The sequence below is a fragment of the Halomonas sp. HMF6819 genome (genome assembly GCF_044335525.1).
Classification (GTDB): Bacteria; Pseudomonadota; Gammaproteobacteria; order Pseudomonadales; family Halomonadaceae; genus Vreelandella.
On record NZ_JBIQVY010000006.1, the window covers coordinates 37,192 to 52,828 of the forward strand.

Annotated in this window: 12 protein-coding genes; 5 read left to right on the plus strand and 7 right to left on the minus strand. The window is 62.4% G+C overall.

The genetic code is table 11. The annotated features are described in order from the left end of the window. Positions 1-30: 30 nt before the first annotated feature. The 4 genes from ACGLWX_RS15620 to ACGLWX_RS15635 are packed head-to-tail and all read right to left on the minus strand — an operon-like array spanning position 31 to position 5,170. Positions 31-1,677 carry an ABC transporter ATP-binding protein gene (locus ACGLWX_RS15620; RefSeq protein WP_396241118.1) on the minus strand — a complete coding sequence of 549 codons (1,647 nt, stop codon included), beginning with the start codon at positions 1,675-1,677 and terminating at the stop codon, positions 31-33. Position 1,678: 1 nt separating this feature from the next. Continuing rightward, positions 1,679-2,536, minus strand: coding sequence for an ABC transporter permease (locus ACGLWX_RS15625; RefSeq protein WP_396241120.1), 858 nt, complete (start codon positions 2,534-2,536; stop codon positions 1,679-1,681). 32 nt (positions 2,537-2,568) lie between these two features. Further along, positions 2,569-3,510, minus strand: coding sequence for an ABC transporter permease (locus ACGLWX_RS15630; RefSeq protein ID WP_396241122.1), 942 nt, complete (start codon positions 3,508-3,510; stop codon positions 2,569-2,571). A 58-nt stretch (positions 3,511-3,568) separates the two neighbouring features. Further along, complete coding sequence (locus ACGLWX_RS15635) at positions 3,569-5,170, minus strand: ABC transporter substrate-binding protein (RefSeq protein ID WP_396241124.1); 1,602 nt, start codon at positions 5,168-5,170, stop codon at positions 3,569-3,571. 202 nt (positions 5,171-5,372) lie between these two features. Between ACGLWX_RS15635 and ACGLWX_RS15640 the strand changes: the two genes are divergently transcribed. Then, positions 5,373-6,287, plus strand: a complete 915-nt coding sequence (locus tag ACGLWX_RS15640; RefSeq protein WP_396241126.1) for a LysR substrate-binding domain-containing protein — start codon at positions 5,373-5,375, stop codon at positions 6,285-6,287. A gap of 36 nt (positions 6,288-6,323) precedes the next feature. Here the strand turns inward: ACGLWX_RS15640 and speB are convergent, their stop codons facing one another. Further along, positions 6,324-7,229, minus strand: coding sequence for an agmatinase (gene speB / locus ACGLWX_RS15645; RefSeq protein WP_396241271.1), 906 nt, complete (start codon positions 7,227-7,229; stop codon positions 6,324-6,326). Between the two features lie 144 nt (positions 7,230-7,373). Here speB and ACGLWX_RS15650 point away from each other — a divergent pair, with 144 nt between their 5' ends. Both ACGLWX_RS15650 and hpxO read left to right on the plus strand, forming a co-directional pair. Beyond that, positions 7,374-8,321, plus strand: a complete 948-nt coding sequence (locus tag ACGLWX_RS15650; protein WP_396241128.1) for a LysR family transcriptional regulator — start codon at positions 7,374-7,376, stop codon at positions 8,319-8,321. Between the two features lie 157 nt (positions 8,322-8,478). Beyond that, on the plus strand, positions 8,479-9,681 hold the full coding sequence (gene hpxO, locus ACGLWX_RS15655; RefSeq protein WP_396241130.1) for an FAD-dependent urate hydroxylase HpxO: 1,203 nt from the start codon (positions 8,479-8,481) through the stop codon (positions 9,679-9,681). Positions 9,682-9,735: 54 nt separating this feature from the next. Here hpxO and ACGLWX_RS15660 read toward each other — a convergent pair whose 3' ends face one another. Next, positions 9,736-11,058, minus strand: coding sequence for an NRAMP family divalent metal transporter (locus ACGLWX_RS15660; RefSeq protein WP_396241132.1), 1,323 nt, complete (start codon positions 11,056-11,058; stop codon positions 9,736-9,738). A gap of 188 nt (positions 11,059-11,246) precedes the next feature. On the opposite strand from ACGLWX_RS15660, the gene ACGLWX_RS15665 reads away from it, so the two are divergent. Then, positions 11,247-11,885 carry a hypothetical protein gene (locus ACGLWX_RS15665; protein ID WP_396241134.1) on the plus strand — a complete coding sequence of 213 codons (639 nt, stop codon included), beginning with the start codon at positions 11,247-11,249 and terminating at the stop codon, positions 11,883-11,885. A 68-nt stretch (positions 11,886-11,953) separates the two neighbouring features. Then, positions 11,954-12,232 (plus strand): DUF2798 domain-containing protein, encoded by a 279-nt coding sequence (locus tag ACGLWX_RS15670; RefSeq protein ID WP_396241136.1) that lies wholly within the window; start codon positions 11,954-11,956, stop codon positions 12,230-12,232. Here ACGLWX_RS15670 and ACGLWX_RS15675 read toward each other — a convergent pair. Beyond that, entirely contained in the window at positions 12,229-15,630 is a 3,402-nt protein-coding gene (locus ACGLWX_RS15675; protein ID WP_252108315.1) for a pilus assembly protein, read from the minus strand. The genes ACGLWX_RS15670 and ACGLWX_RS15675 overlap by 4 nt on opposite strands. Between the last annotated feature and the right edge of the window lie 7 nt (positions 15,631-15,637).

Genomic DNA, 15,637 nt, shown 5'->3' on the forward strand with positions numbered 1-15,637 from the left:
TTAGCAAAAAAATCGGCCGGACGGTCCGCGTCAGGCGACGGGGGCAAAGGCGGTGAAATCCCAGCTCCGCCCGGGCGCGACCTCGATCAACTGGCGGGTGTAGTCGGCACTCGGGTTGCCAAGCACCTGCTGCGCCGGGCCGTATTCGACCACCTGGCCACGCTGCATCACCAGCACGTCGTCACAAATTTGCGCGGCGACGCGCAGGTCGTGGGTGATGAACAGCACCGCCACGCCCAAGCGCTGTTGAATATCGTCCAAAAGCGCCAGTACCTGGGCCTGCACCGACACGTCCAGCGCCGACACCGCCTCGTCCGCCACGATGACGTCGGGCTCCATGGCCAGCGCCCGGGCGATGGCGATCCGCTGGCGCTGGCCGCCGGAAAACTGGTGCGGGTAGCGCTCGATGGCATCCGCGGGAAGGCTGACCAGCTCCAGAAGCTCGCGGGCGCGCTCCAGCGCTTGTTTGTAAGGCTTGCCGTAGTTGGTCGGGCCTTCGGTCAGGCTCTGGCCGATCGTCAGGCGCGGGTTCAGCGAGCGGTAGGGGTCCTGGAATACCATCTGGATGCGCCCGCGGTGCGGCTTGAGGCTGCGCGGGCGCAAGGAGGCGATGTCCTGGCCGTCCACGCGTACGGTTCCGCCGGTCGGCGTGAGCAGGCGCATCACGCAGCGCGCCAGCGTCGACTTGCCCGAGCCTGATTCACCCACGATGCCTAGGGTGCGTCCGGCTTGGAGTTCGAAACTGACGTTGTTGACCGCGTGGGTGGCTGCGCGCCGCGGTTTCAAAAAGCCCAATAGACCGCGTTTGGGCGCAAACGCCTTGTGCAGCTCGGTAACGCCGAGCACGCGGCGCTCGCTTTTGTAAGGACGGGCGGGGCGCGGCGTCAGGCTCGGCACTGCTTCGAGCAGGCGCCGGGTGTAGGCCTCCTTCGGAGTAGCGAGGATCTGGCGCACCGGGCCCTGCTCGACGATGTCGCCGGTTTTCATTACGCAGACGCGGTCGGCGATATCCACCACCACGCCCATGTCGTGGGTGATGAATAGCACTGCGGTGCCGTGGCGCTGCTGCAGTTCGCGAATGAGCTTGAGGATCTGGTGCTGGGTGGTGACGTCCAGCGCCGTGGTCGGCTCGTCGGCGATGAGCAGGCGCGGCTTCAACAACAGCGCCATGGCGATCATGATGCGCTGACGCTGTCCGCCGGAGAGCTGGTGAGGGAAGCTGTGATAAACGCGCTCGATATCCGGCAGGTGGACCTGGGCCAGCGCGTCCAGCACTTGGGCAAAGCGCTCGGCCTTCGGTAGCGAGGTGTGGCAGGCCAGCACCTCGTCGAGCTGCTTGCCCACACTCAGCACCGGGTTGAGCGCGGTCATCGGCTCCTGAAAGATCATCGCCATGCGGCTGCCGCGAAGCTGACTCAGCCGCTTGGGCGTGGCCGCCAGCAGCGACTCGCCGTCGAGGATGATATCGCCGCCGGTGGCCTTCAGGCTGCGCTTGGGCAAAAGGCCCATGGCGGTGAGCGACGACACCGATTTGCCGGAGCCAGACTCGCCCACCAGGCAAAGCGTTTCGCCGGCGTGGATGTCGAAGGAGACGCCCTTGAGAATGCGCTTGGGCGTGGCATCGGTGGTGTCGACCGTAAGCCCATCGACACGCAGCACGGGGGAGTGTGTGCTCATCTCAGCTCTCCTTGCGTTTCATGGTGGGATCCAGCGAGTCGCGCGCCGCGTCGCCCAGCAGGTTGATCGACAGAATGCACAGCGACAGCAGAAAGCCCGCCCAGAAGATCAGCGATGGCTTGAGCTGAAAATAGATGCGCCCGTCGGACATGATGTTGCCCCAGGTGGGAATTTCCGAGCCGAGCCCCACACCCAGAAACGACAGCGTCGCCTCGGTCAAAATCGCCGCCGCACAGACGTAGGTGCACTGAACGATCAAGGGGGCGAAGGTGTTGGGCATCAGGTGGCGCCACAGAATAGTGCGGGTGGGCGTGCCCATCAGCACGGCGGCTTCAACGAAGGCTTCTTCCCGGGTGGCGAGCACCTGGGAGCGCACCAGGCGCACGATCTGAGGGATTTCCGGCACGGTGATCGCGATCATCAGCATCCCCAGGTTTGCCGAGGTGAGCGAGACGATGGCGATCGCCGCGAGGATGCCGGGAATCGCCATGAGCCCGTCCATGAAGCGCATCAACACCGCGTCGATGGCGCGAAAGTAGCCGGCGATCAAGCCAAGCGGCAGCCCGATCAAAAGCGTCAGAAACGCGACGCCCACGCCGACGGTGAGCGAGACCCGCGCCCCGTAAACCACACGGGAAAACAGGTCGCGGCCAAAGGCGTCGGTGCCGAGCCAGTGGCTGGCGCTGGAGCCCTGCAGGCGATCCGCCGGCGAAAGCGCGGTGGGGTCGAACGGCGCGATCAGCGGGGCGAACAGCGCCATCAGCGTAATCACGACCAGAAGGGTGGCGGCAATCCACGTGGTGGTCCGGGGGCGCAGGTGCAACACTCGGGAGGTCATGCCGTGCAGTGATGGACGCATGCCAAACCTCCGGGGATAGGTGTTTGTGGTCATCAGTAGCGGATCCTCGGGTCGGTCACGGCGTAGGAGAGATCGATCAACAGATTGATCAGCACGTAAAGCCCGGCGGTGAGCAGGATGATGGCTTGAATGACGGGGTAGTCCCGCGCCAGCACGGCATCGATGATCAAGCGCCCGAGCCCGGGAATATTGAACACGCTTTCGGTGACCACTACGCCGGAAACCATCAGCGCGAAGCCGGTGCCGATAACGGTCAGAATCGGCACCCCGGCGTTTCTCAGCGCGTGGCGAAACAGCACCAGCCGCTCACCCAGACCCTTGGCGCGGGCGGTGCGAATATAGTCCTCCTTGAGCACTTCGAGCATGCTGGCGCGCGTCATGCGCGCGATCAGCGCGATATACACCGACGACAGCGTCAGCGCCGGCAGCACCAGCCGGCTGGCGAACTCGCCGAATCCATGTTCGAGGCTGCGATAGCCCTGCACCGGCAGCCACCCCAGGTTAATGGCGAAAATCTGAATGACGATGTAGCCGATAACGAACACCGGCACCGAGAAGCCGACCACTGACACCGACATCACCAGATTGTCGATCCAGCTGCCCTGGCGCCAGGCGGCGATGACCCCCAGTGGCACCGAGATCAGTACGGTGAAGACGATCGCCGCCACCGCCAAGCTGATGGTCGGGGCCAGGCGCTGGGTGATCATCGAAAGCACCGAGGTCTGCGAGATCAGCGAGGTGCCGAAATCGCCGTGCAGCATGTTGCCCAGCCAGATGAAAAACTGGGTATGGATCGGCTGGTCGAGCCCGAGCGCGGCGCGAATGCTCTCTACCTGGGCGGGGCTTGCCATGTCGCCGGCGATGATCACCGCCGGGTCGCCAGGTGCCAGGCGCAACAGAAGAAAGACGCTAAGCGCGACGACCAGCATTACGGGAATGGCCGCCAGCAGTCGGCGAATGAAGTAACTAAGCATGGGGAATTCCTCGAACGTGGGCAGGCAGACCCCCCCGCCTGCAGGCGGGGGCGGCAGATCATTCGGCCTTGTGCATACCCCAGAACACCGGGATGGGGCCGGCGACGACATCGCTGAGCTCGTCGCGCCAAGAGATCACGTTCTGGAATTGGCCCAGCGGCACGAAAGTGGCCTGCTCCATCGCGCGGCGCTGTACCTCTTCTGCCAGCGCCTGGCGCTGCGCCTCGTCGGTGGCCAGCGCGAACTCATCGCGCAGTTGTTCCATTTCCGGGTCGGTGGGCCAGCCGAACCAGCTGCTCTCTTCGCCGGTACTGATCAGCAGCGGGTTGATGGTAGGCGACCAGATGCTGTCCACACCAAAGTTGGTGAAGATCATGTCCCAGCCGCCGTCGCTCGAGGCGTCGCGACTGGCGCGCTGGCTAACCAAGGTCTGCCAGTCCATCTGGCGAAGCTCGACGTTGAAGCCGGCGTTGCGAAGCGCTTGGGCCACGACCACCGGCTGCGGCGTCAGAGTCGCCACGTCAGACGGCTGGAGCAGCACGATGGGGGTATCGTCATAGCCCGCCTCTTCGAGTAGCGCGCGGGCCTGGTCGAGATCGCCGCCATTTTTGAGCGACTCGCCCCCGGCCTCAGAAGAGAGCGCCGTGTCGCAGCCAAAGACCGAGGCGCAGGTCTCGTAAAAGCGCGGGTCGCCGACCAGTGCGGCCATGACGTCGTCCTGGCCGATGGCCAGAAGCGCGGCGCGGCGGATGCGTTCGTCATCGAAGGGAGGGTGTAGGAAGTTCATGCGCGCAAGGGTGAGCATGCCCAGCGGGTCGAGCACCTCGGCGGTGATCTCGGGGTTGCTCTCCAAAAGCGGCAGCAGATCAAACGGCGTGCGCTCGATGTAGTCGATATCGCCGCTGTTGATCGCGTTGACCATGGTCTGCACGTCCGGCATGTGGATCCACTCCACCCGGTCGACGAACACTTCCTTGCTGCCCGCGGTGCCGGAAGGCGCCTCGTCGCGCGGCACGTACTCGTCGAAGCGTTCGTATACCGCCTTGACGCCGGGCTGGAAGGCATCGCTCACGAAGCGAAACGGCCCGGAGCCGATCTGGTTGGGCAGCGGCTGGCCCGGCTCGATCGAAGCGACCGCCTCGGGCATCATGAACGCTGCTACCGCCGAGGGCTTGGCCAAAAGGCCGATCACGTCGCCAAGCTCGGTAGCGAGTGTGAGCTCGAAGCGGTCGTCGTCCAGCGCCGTTAGACTTTCCAGGTGATCGAAAATCAGCGCGCCGCCCGGATCGAAGCTGCCCCAGCGCTCGAGCGAGGCGATGCAGTCCGCCGCGGTGACGGGGCTGCCGTCGTGCCAGGTAAGCCCCTCGCGCAGGGTGAAGGTGTAGGTGAGGCCGTCATCGGAGACCTCCCAATCCGCCATCTGCGGCTGTGGCTCGAGATCCGCGTTCAGCCCTACCAGGGTGTCGTAGATCATGTAGCCGTGGTTACGGGCAATGGTCGCGCTGCTCGATACCGGGTCCAGCGCTCTAAGCGCCGAGTGCATGACGGCGCTTATGGTCGCCTCGGCACTCGCCTGGGCGGTAAAGGATAGGGCGCTGGCCATGCCAAGCGCGGTTAGCAGCGTCTTTTTCGGGAAACGGTTCGATAGCATCGTATTCATCGCACTCTCCATTGATATTATTAGCGGCTGGCGATCACCACGTGAATGGTCGGCAAACCGGCGCTTGTTATTGGTGTGCGCCTCGTCGATTTGCTTCTGACTCGATACTAGCGCTGGCAAAAGTCATCACGTTAACGGTATTTTTCGAAAGCGGTATTGCCTTTACGGCAATACCCACGCCACCTTCAAAGCGAGAACTTCGATGAACGAACGGCTTTTGATCGACCCCGCGCTGCGCTATTTTCTGGAAATCGTTCGCCACGGGTCGATCAACAAGGCGTCTCAGGCGCTGCACGTTGCGCCCTCGGCGGTCAGTCGCCAGATTGCGCGTCTCGAGTCGGAGCTTGAAAGCCAGCTCTTCGAGCGCCACCCCTCCGGTATGCGCCTGAGCCCCTCCGGTGAGCTTTTGGCCGCTCACGCGCGCAAGGCGCGTTTGGACGCCGCCCGGGTGATCGAGGAGATCACCGGGCTCGAGGGCATTCAGCGAGGTACGGTACGCATCGCCAGCATCGAGGGGCTGGCGAGCTATCTTCTGCCTCACGTGATCAGCCTCTATCGCGAAAAACACCACGGTATTCATTTCGACGTCACGGTGACGTCCTCGACGGACGTGATTCAGCGGGTGTGCGAGGGGCTTGTCGATATCGGACTGACGATCTCGCCGTCGCCGGAGAAGAATATCAAGGTGGAAAAGCGCGTCATGGCGCCTATTCACGCGGTCATGCACCGCGCGCATCCGCTCGCCGGCAAAAAGCAGGTGTCGCTTGCGCAGCTGGGTAGTTTCGATCTGGCGCTTCCCACCGAGAACACCACCATCCGCCAGCTCTTCAACGTTAGCTGCAGCCGCCAGGGGCTCTTGATCGAGCCGGTGATGACCAGCAACTTCGTCACCACGCTCGTGCACTTCGCGATGTGTCAGGGCGGTATCACGCTGATCGGCGACGTCTCGATTCGCCATTTAGGCGAGTCGGCGGAGCTGGTGTCGCTGCCGATTCGCGATCGGGAAATGAGCGGGCGTACCCTCGAGGTACAAACGCTTGCCGGGCGCGTGCTGCCCAAGGGCGTGGCGGACTTTCTGGGGGATCTGTGCCAGGCGCTGGAAACGCAAACGCCGTAACGCGAGGCGTCACGGCGTCGTTATCCAGCGCGTTTGTCAGGCGTGGGTTTTGCTCGCCGCCAGCACGTACAAAAACTCGAGCCCCAACGTGGCGGCGGCGAGCGAGGTGATGTCGCCGTGATCATAAGCTGGGTTCACCTCCACTACGTCCATGCCGATAAGCTCCATGCCGACCAAGCCGCGGATTACCTTTAGCATCAAATCGGTGGTCATGCCGCCGCACACCGGGGTGCCGGTACCCGGGGCAAACGCCGGGTCGAGGCCGTCGATGTCCAAGCTTACGTAGGCGGGATGATGGCCGACGCGGGCGCGGATCTTCTCGAGCACGGCTTTCGGGCCGTGGTCGTTGACCCAGTCGGCGTCGAGCACCTCGAAAGGGTGGTTGTCACGCTCATAGCTGGTCCGAATGCCGATCTGCAGCGAGTGCTCTGGCACCACCAGCCCCTCCTTGAGCGCGTGGTGGAAGATGGTGCCGTGATCAAAGCGCGTGCCCTGCTCGTAGGTGTCGGTGTGGGCGTCAAAATGAATCAGCGCCAGCGGCCCGTGCTCGCGGGCATGCGCCCGCAGAAGCGGCAGGCTGATGTAGTGATCGCCGCCGAGCGTCAGCATCTTTTTGCCGGCGGCGAGCCAGCGCCCGGCGTGGCTCTCCAGGTTGTCCACCAGGCTTTCCGGCTCGCCGTAGGCGTAATCCAGGTTGCCCGCATCGCACACCTTCAGGCGCTCTTCCAAGGCGAAGTTCCAGGGCCAGCGCTTGCCTTCCCAGATTAGATTCGCCGTGGCCTGTCGAATGGCGTTGGGGCCCATGCGCGTGCCCGCCCGGCCAGAGCAGGCCAGATCAAAGGGGACGCCGCTGACGACCACCTCGGCATCGCTCGCTTTTGGGTCGAGCGCGCGAGGCACGTTCATGAAGCTTGTAATCACATCACCAAAGAGGCTCGGCATAATAGAGGATGCATGAGCGTTGTGTGCGGTCACCGGCGAGCGTCTCCTGAGGAGGAAGGAAAGTCGCGACGATAAAGAATATAGGGCAATGAATGAAATGAATGTTTAGAATCAAGTCATTCATTTCATGGATGATGCTGCGCCATGGCCCTGCCTCGAACCTTCGATCTCAACCTGCTCCGGGTATTCGTCACGTTAATGCAGGAGCGCCACGTGACCCGGGCGGCGCTGAAACTGCACCTTTCCCAACCCGCAATTAGCCACGCGCTCCGGCGCCTGCGTGAAGGCCTGGGGGACCCGCTTTTCGTGCGCACCGAGCAAGGCATGCAGCCCACGCCGCGGGCCGAGTCGCTTTTGCCCACCGTTATCCAAGCGCTGGCCCTGCTTGAGGAGGGCCTTGCCCCACCCGCGGCATTCGCCCCGGCGACCAGCGCGCGCCACTTTACCCTGGCCACCACGGACTACTTCGAGGAGGTGCTGTACCCGCCCTTTTTGAGCCGGCTGCTTGGGCAGGCGCCGGGGCTGAGCTTCTCGATCGAGCTGATCACGCCCAACGCGCTTGACGAGGACCTGAAAAGTCGCCAGATCGACATGGTGGTCGGGCTCGATAGCCGCGTCGAGCTGCCTACCGGGGTGGTGAGTACGCCGTGGCTCGACGAGGAGTGGGTGTGTTTGGCTGCGATAGACAATACTCGGGTGGGGGCATCGCTCACGCTTAATGATTTTGCCGCGCTGGCCCACGTCGAACTCGCCGACATCAGCGGGCTGGGGCCAGGCCCCATCGACGGCTGCCTGCGTGCGCACGGCGTGAGCCGGCGGGTGATTTCGCGCAACCTCAACTATATCGCCGCGGCCAGGGTCGTGGCGCTCACCGGGGCGATCATGACACTACCCCGGCGTATGGCCGAGCGCTTCATCGCGCTACTGCCGGTGCGCCTGGTCGAGGCGCCGCCGGAACTCGGCGCGCTGACGCTCACGCTGATCCAGCACGAGCTCTACGCGCGCGAGCCCGCCACGGCCTGGCTGTTCGACGAGCTTTACGCCCTCGCCGCCCGTCAAACGGCCTCCGGCTGGCCTGATTCTTGCCCGTAACGCTCAAGGCCAGGGTATCGAACCCGGTGACATGGCGCTGGCAGAGTATGGCTATACGCTTTGATCGGCGGATGCGGTAGGCTCGAAGAAACGCGTTGTGTATACGAGCATCGTAACGTCGTGTCACAACGCAATTTCATTTTGATCAGGAGGCGGTATGCCGCTGGATATTGTCGTTATTGGTGCAGGCATGGGCGGGTTGAGCGCGGCGCTGGCATTCAAGCGCCAGGGCCACCGCGTGCGGGTCTTCGAGCGCGTCGAACAGATGCGCCCGGTAGGGGCCGCGATTTCGCTGTGGCCCAACGGTGTCAAAGTGATGCATCGACTGGGGCTGGGCAGCGCCATCGAGCACATTAGCGGGGAGATGACCCGCATGCGCTACCTGAGCCACGAAGGCCACCTTTTAAGCGACTTCTCGCTCACTCCGCTTTATGAAGCGGTCGATCAGCGCGCCTGCCCGATTTCCCGCGCCGCGCTTCAAAAGACGCTGTTCGATGCGGTGGGCGCCGAGCATATTCAGCTCGGGCGTCACTGTGTGGATTACGAAAGCGATGATGACGGCGTGACGGCAGTGATGGAGGATGGCGAGCGTGTCAGCGCTGATCTGCTGGTAGTGGCCGACGGTACCCACTCAAGGCTTCGCGATAAAATCGTTGGGCAGCGGGTGGCGCGCCAGTACGTGGGCTATGTGAACTGGAACGTGCGCGTGGCAGCCACCGAGACGCTGGCGCCGCTCGAAAGCTGGGATCAGTACGTGGGCGAGGGCAAGCGAGTGTCGCTCATGCCGATGGGGACCGGCGGCAATGACCAAGGGCAGCAGGAATTTTACTGCTTTTTCGACGTGCCGATGGCGGCGGGCTCGCAAAGTGACCCGAGCCGCTATCGCGACGAGCTCAAGGCGCATTTCAAGGGCTGGAGCCCGGCGGTACAGGCGCTGATCGAGCAGTTCGACCCGGCGCGCATGGCGCGGGTCGAAATCCACGATATCGAGCCTCTCGAGCGGCTGACCGATAAGCGGGTGGCGCTGATGGGCGACGCGGCCCACGGCATGGCGCCGGATCTGGGCCAGGGCGGCTGTCAGGCGATGGAGGATGCCTGGGTGCTGATGGAGGTCGTCAGCGCCGCGCTTGACGAAGAGCACGACACCGCGGCGGCGCTTGTAAAAGCGCTCGAGCGCTACGATGAGGCGCGCGTCGAGCGGGTCGGGGAGATCGTTGCGCGCGCGCGCAAGCGGGCGGCGATGATTCACGGCGACAACCCCGCCGAGACGCAAGCCTGGTACGAGGAGCTTGGCCGCGAAGACGGCCACGGCGTGCTCGAAGGGATTCGCAAAACGGTGGCGGGCGGCCCACTTCCGTGACCGCCCGCCGAGCCTGCACCATGAGCGCGCGTGAGGCGCTTACCTAAAACGCGCTTACATGACGAACTGGACGACGATATAGCCCACCGACAAGAGCGTCAGCGTGGCAATCGCCAGCCAGCTCCAGGCGTTGATCAGTTTGGAGGGGCGAAGTGATACCGGCACGGTGGCGCCGTTGGCGGTGAAGTGGTTGAGCGCGGCGAGAATCGGGCTCAACAAAAACGCCACCACCATCACGAAGTCCATGAACAGGCGAAAGTTGCCCATCAGCGTATAGAGAATCACCGCCGCGAACAGCGAAAGCCCGATCAGCGAGATCAGAAACGCCGGGCTGCCCTCGATCGTGCGCGACTCTTCCGTCGCACCCGCTGGGCGGGTGAAGGTGTACCAGGAGGCGCTGATCATGCGCGGAAAGCCATCGAGGACGGTCAACAGCGTGGTCAACATGACGGTGAAGGCGGAAATGCCCACGACCACGCCGCTCCACTCGCCAAGCGTCGAGGTATAAAGGCTGATTACCTGGCTGGCAAAGCCGACCGCGCCGTTGGCGGGGCTCACGCCTTGGCTGTGCATGACGCCGGCGCCCATGATTACAAAGCACGCCGCCAAAACGCCGGCGCCGATGTAGCCGATATTGAAGTCGATCTTCTCGGCGGCGGTGTCGCTACGTTTGCCTTGTGCTTTATTGCGCGCCTCGGACCAGAGCGAGTTCATGACCGCCAGCGTAATGTCCGAGGGCATCAGGCCCAACACCGCGACCAGGGTGACGAAGGTCGCCACACTCAGAAGCGGTGACGCCGCGGTTGCCGGATAGAAGCTCCAGTCCACCAGGGGCAGGGCGACGATCGCGGCCAGCACTGTCGTCACGCTCAAAATCACCACGAATACCTTGTTGACCCAGTCCAGCAAGCGGTAGCCGCCGGCGTAGGTGAGGACGCCGCACAGCGCAATCAAAATCACCGCGACTGAAGGCGGCGTGAGCGTCAGCGGCACGATGCTGCCGGCTAGCCCCGCCGTGGTGATCGCAATGGCGGCGATGATGATCGCGGTGACCGGAATTTGCACCAGCGCAAACAGCCCCACGACTGAGCGGCCAAAGGTCTGACGATACCCCTCGACCAACGACTTGCCGGTTACGCTGACGTAAAAGGGGCCGAAGAAAAACGATGGATACTTCAACAGCACCGCGAGCAGAATAAACCCCAAAAGCCCTACGCCGTATTCGGCGCCAGCGCGAGTGGACTGCACCACGTGGGAGGTGCCGATGGCCGCGCCTGCGAACAAAAAGCCCGGGCCGAGGGCGGCCAGATACTTTTTGGCGTGAGACGGTCGATGCGTGGCGTCACCGTTGAGGGACGCGGAGTCTTGAGAGGGCATTGGGGAAGTTCCTTATGAGCCGGATAACCAGCCAGGCGGTATGATTGTTGTGGCCTTCGCTGTGCGTGGCGCTATGGTAGCCTGGCTTGCCTGCGCTTTCATGCCGCATTTGACCATGGTTGTAGATCTGTTAAACATGAAGTGCGTACGCTCACTTCCTCCTTTCACCCTCATCCATAGGCTGGCCCATGCTCATCGCACTCGTTTACGGTTTGATCTTCGTCGGCGTCACCGCTACGCTCTATCAGCTTTACGCGGTGAACTACGCCATCAATTTCGACAACGCGCAAAAGCTCTCGTCGAACAATCGCGCAAAGCTCGCGCGGCTGAACGCGGCAGCAGGGCAAGGCGTGCGGGGAGACGATGCGCACGCGGAAACCTTCGATCACGCCGTCGAGGCAACCCTGGGCGAGCACTTCGATAAAACGCTGGCGCGTGAGGCGATCGAAAGCGACGATGAGAACGCTGCGCGCGCGCTACTACGCCGCCACAATGATCTGCACTTTGACACCCGCATAAGCGCCCGCGTAGGGCCGCTGGGCCGCGTTCATCTGCCCCGGCGCGACTGGCGGGCGCTGTTCATTACGCTGGTGATCATCAATAGCCTGATCGCGCAGTTTTTGGGCGGCATGAGCATCTATACGCTGCTCTACCCGGTGCAAACGCCGGCACTCTCCTGGTTCAACGAGCCGGCCATCCTGATGGGGCTGATCTTTTTGCTACTGCCGGTGAATCATCTGCTCGGCCAGCTGGATTTCTACCTGAACGATCTTTACCGGATCGGGCGGCTCGCGCGGGAAAAGAGGGCGGCGACGCGCTACGCCTGACGCGCTTTCAACAGGACAGGCCGGGCAGCTAAGATAGCAGGCTCATTAAATAGACGAAGATCCTGTTCATGAGTTCAAAACGTTACCCCGAACAGCGCCTGCTGGCTGCTCGCAAGCTGCACCCGAAGTTCACGCCCGTGGTCTTCGCCTTTTACATGTCCTCGATCATGGCGTTTTTGATGACGATCGTGATCACCGGCGTCAACGGCGGCTTGGAAGGCGCGTTCATGGGCCGCGTTTGGCAAGCCTACCAGGTCGCGATGCCGGTGGCCTTCGTGTGCATTTTGCTCGTGCGCCCAATGGTTGCGCGGCTGGTGCAGTGGAGCGTGCGTTCTCACAATGGTTAGAAAAGGCCTCTCGCCTCAAGTTCTTCACCGCTTACCTGGCGCCAAGAGCGACGTCCTAACTGCACGTCATTGAGCTCAACGGTGATCAAGCCGCTGCCATCGCCGACGGCATCCGGGTTGCCGGTAAACAGCGTTTCGAGCCCCGTGACCGGGTTCTTGATGCCTGTCAATCGTTCGCCGCTGCCCAGCTGTAAGCCAACGATCGCATCGCCGTTGATTCGGGCGTCGGTATCGATTCGCCCGTCTCTGTTTAAGTCGAAAATGGTTCCGCCACCGCTGCCGCCGGTATCCGCCAAAAGTGATAGAAAGTAGCCCTCGCGCCGTCCGACGCAGGGGTTCGACGTGTCCGGCCGCATGGTCGAAAAGCGCACACGCCGGGGCAGGCCGCTCGAAAACGCCGGTGACGCGACCACTCGCTCGCCTGCGGGTAGCGCCATCTGCCAGCCTTGTTGGTCGGTCCGCGCCAGGTTGGTCACAGCACGCGAGTTGAAGCCGCTCTGTTGGGCGCTACCGCTGATCCGCTGTGTCAAGAGCTGGTCCGCTGCGGCCGGTACCTCGCGACCCACCTGGTCGCGTATCCCGATCAACTTCTGCACGCTTTGATCGTTGGCATCCTGGGGTCTGAAATAGCTGCCGGTACCGAAGATCACCATTAGGCGGTTGTTGGCGCTCCCGCTTAAGGTCACCGCCGGGGCCGATGTGATCGGCTGAGAACGCGCGCCAGCGTAAAGTTTGTTGATGCGATCGTTCTGGGTAAGAGGAAAGCGCCACATGTTGCCGTTCAAATCCCCGGCGTAGGCAAAGCGCGCGCCGCCGTCAAAGGTGGGCCACGCCGTTACGGTAGGCGTGGCGAGCCCGTTGGGGATCTCTTGACTGCCTTCGCCGGTATCGAGACGCGCCACGAGCTGGCCCGTTTGCAAATCGACTACGTAGAGCGCGGCCTTGTAGCTTGCGCTGTTGTAACCGTTACCGAAAATAGCTACCCAGCGACCGTCAACGAGCTGCGTAATCGTTGGCTCACTGACACCGCTGCCAAGCTCTGGGCGGCGAAACTCCCACAGCACGCTTTGCGCCGTCATGTTGCTCGGGCTGCTGACATCGAGGGCAAACACCGTGCGCCCGCCGGCACCCATGGTGCCGACCACGATGGCGCGCTTATTGCCATTGCTCAGCGTGATTTCGCGGGCGGCCGGCGTGCCGTCCATGAAGTAACGGTGGCTATAGCCGGTGTGGGTCAGCTCACGAAGCGGCGGCGAGGTGCCTTGGGTGAGCTCGGAGGGCAAATAGGCGAACAGCTCTCGGCCAGTATTGGCGTGAAAACCGTGAAGCATGCCGTCGTTGGCGGCGACCAGAAGAAGCGGCGGGCGCGAGTCGCTTCCCGGCAGCACCACAGGGCTTGCGTTAATGATATCGCCCAGAAGCGACTGGCGCACCCGCAGCCCGGTTTGGTTCGACCCCTGTAACCAGTTGATCTCGGCCTGGGTGAAGCCGCTGGTAGAGGTGCCAAGCAGGGCACCGGTCTTGTGTAGCTGACCCAAGGGCTGATACGACGTCAGCAAGCGACGGTGACCAATTTGGCGGGCCAGTTCGGCCTCCGCGTTCCAGCTTTGGGTACGCAGGCCGCTATCGTCCACAGTGGAGGCGATCAGCCGGCCCGACCAATCACCGCTTCGAAAGCCTGCGCTATAAAGCAAGTTGTTGCTCTGGAGATCGAAAGTGTCGCTACTCACCGCCGAAGAGGTGCTCGACTGAGACGAGGTAATAATGCGACCCAGCACTTGGCGCATGACCTGGTTGAGTGAGGCCTCGTCGTTGGCAAAATAGGCGCGCTCGGTGCCACCAGCGCGAGCCAGATCTCCCAACGGGTCGGCAGGCACGCCGGGCAGGTTGCTGATGTCCGGTGGCAGGTTGAAGCCAACGACGTAAGTTTTGACCGGATTGGGCAGGGCGCTGGCGGTATCGCTATAAAGCCGCCGAATGGCGTTTTGGGCCTCCTCCAGCGCTTGGCTTACGTTGTTACCCAGCGATCGACCGCTTCGATCTACCGAGGGCAAACCGTCGGTAAGCCAAATATTGGCGTTAACCAAGCACTGTTTAGCGTCGATATTATCCATGTTGGGAATTCTGATGCCCGTCTGGCGCCCTTGAGCAGATCCGAAAGACGTGCCGGTGCTGGTGTTGTTCAGAAAATAGTCTCTCACCGTGTACATGGTACCTTCGATGGGGGTTAAGCCCGTCGCCAGTAGCGGCCATGTGGGATCGGTCATCGGATTACCGCTACCGCTCCACTCGTGGCGCTGAGGCTGGAGTTTGGTGAGAATTCGATTCCAGTGGGTATCATTGATCGAGCCGTCCGCGTTTAGTCCACCGATAGGCACGTGCAAATAGCCGAGCCCCGGCGAAGACGTTGTGCGCCATTCCCATTGGTTCAGCGCAATGGAAGCAGTGTTCGCGCCCCAGTTCGGTATTCCCCGTTGGCGAAGGCTGTCTACCAGAGGCAGCGTATAGTTGGGATAAATGCGCGATCGATATGCGATGCCATCCCCGGCGGAGGGATACGAGTAGACACTGGTGAATAAGCTGCCGTAACGCTCTGCAAGGTGATCGCCCACGCCGGGCTGAGAAACTCTACGCCAGTACTCGGTGACGTCTCTGGTGGGAAGCCCGGTCGAGAAACTCTCTTCAAACATATAGCCTGGGGTTCCAACATTAAAGAAGGCGTAAATATTCAAACCAGGCAGGCGAGTACGGAACCTCTTGGTTGGTGCATCCCAGGAACCATCGAAATCAGGATCGTACCAGGCTGGCGCATCGTTGGTGGAATAACGAGCGTCCAGCGCACGCTCGGTTAGCCGCCAGACGACGGTACGATCGTTGAAGGCGCCATCGCGAGTTTGGGAGGCAGGATTTTGCTGATAGGCCATCAGTCCCAGGTTGATATCTCCCCGATAGCGCTCAACCAGATCGCGCCCAACGCGTTTCATGATACTGGATTTGCTGATCGGCGAGCGTGCGCCTGCCGGACAGCTCGTAGCGTTGAACGTATTGGGTTGGCATGCGGCTAACGTTTCTCGGTCGCCCACGCTCGTACCGATCGCTACGCGGCCATCCAGACCCTCCTGGCCACTTTCGGAGTTGTCCAAAATCAATAAAACGTTGGGAGCGACTTGGCTGACCGCGTTGAGCGGGGCATTAGCGATCCCGGTCTTGTCAACTGCCGGAATGTAGTTCTCGTCCACGCTGCCTTCGCCACCGCTGACCGGTCTATCGGACGCCGAGATGGGCTGCGACTCGGAAGAAGCATGGGCGGCTTCGTTCAGCGTTGGTACGATAGGAAGGCTCACTCCCAGCGCGAGCAAGAGCTTACAGAACAGCCGTGTGCCGCTGTTGTTGGACATGATGTAT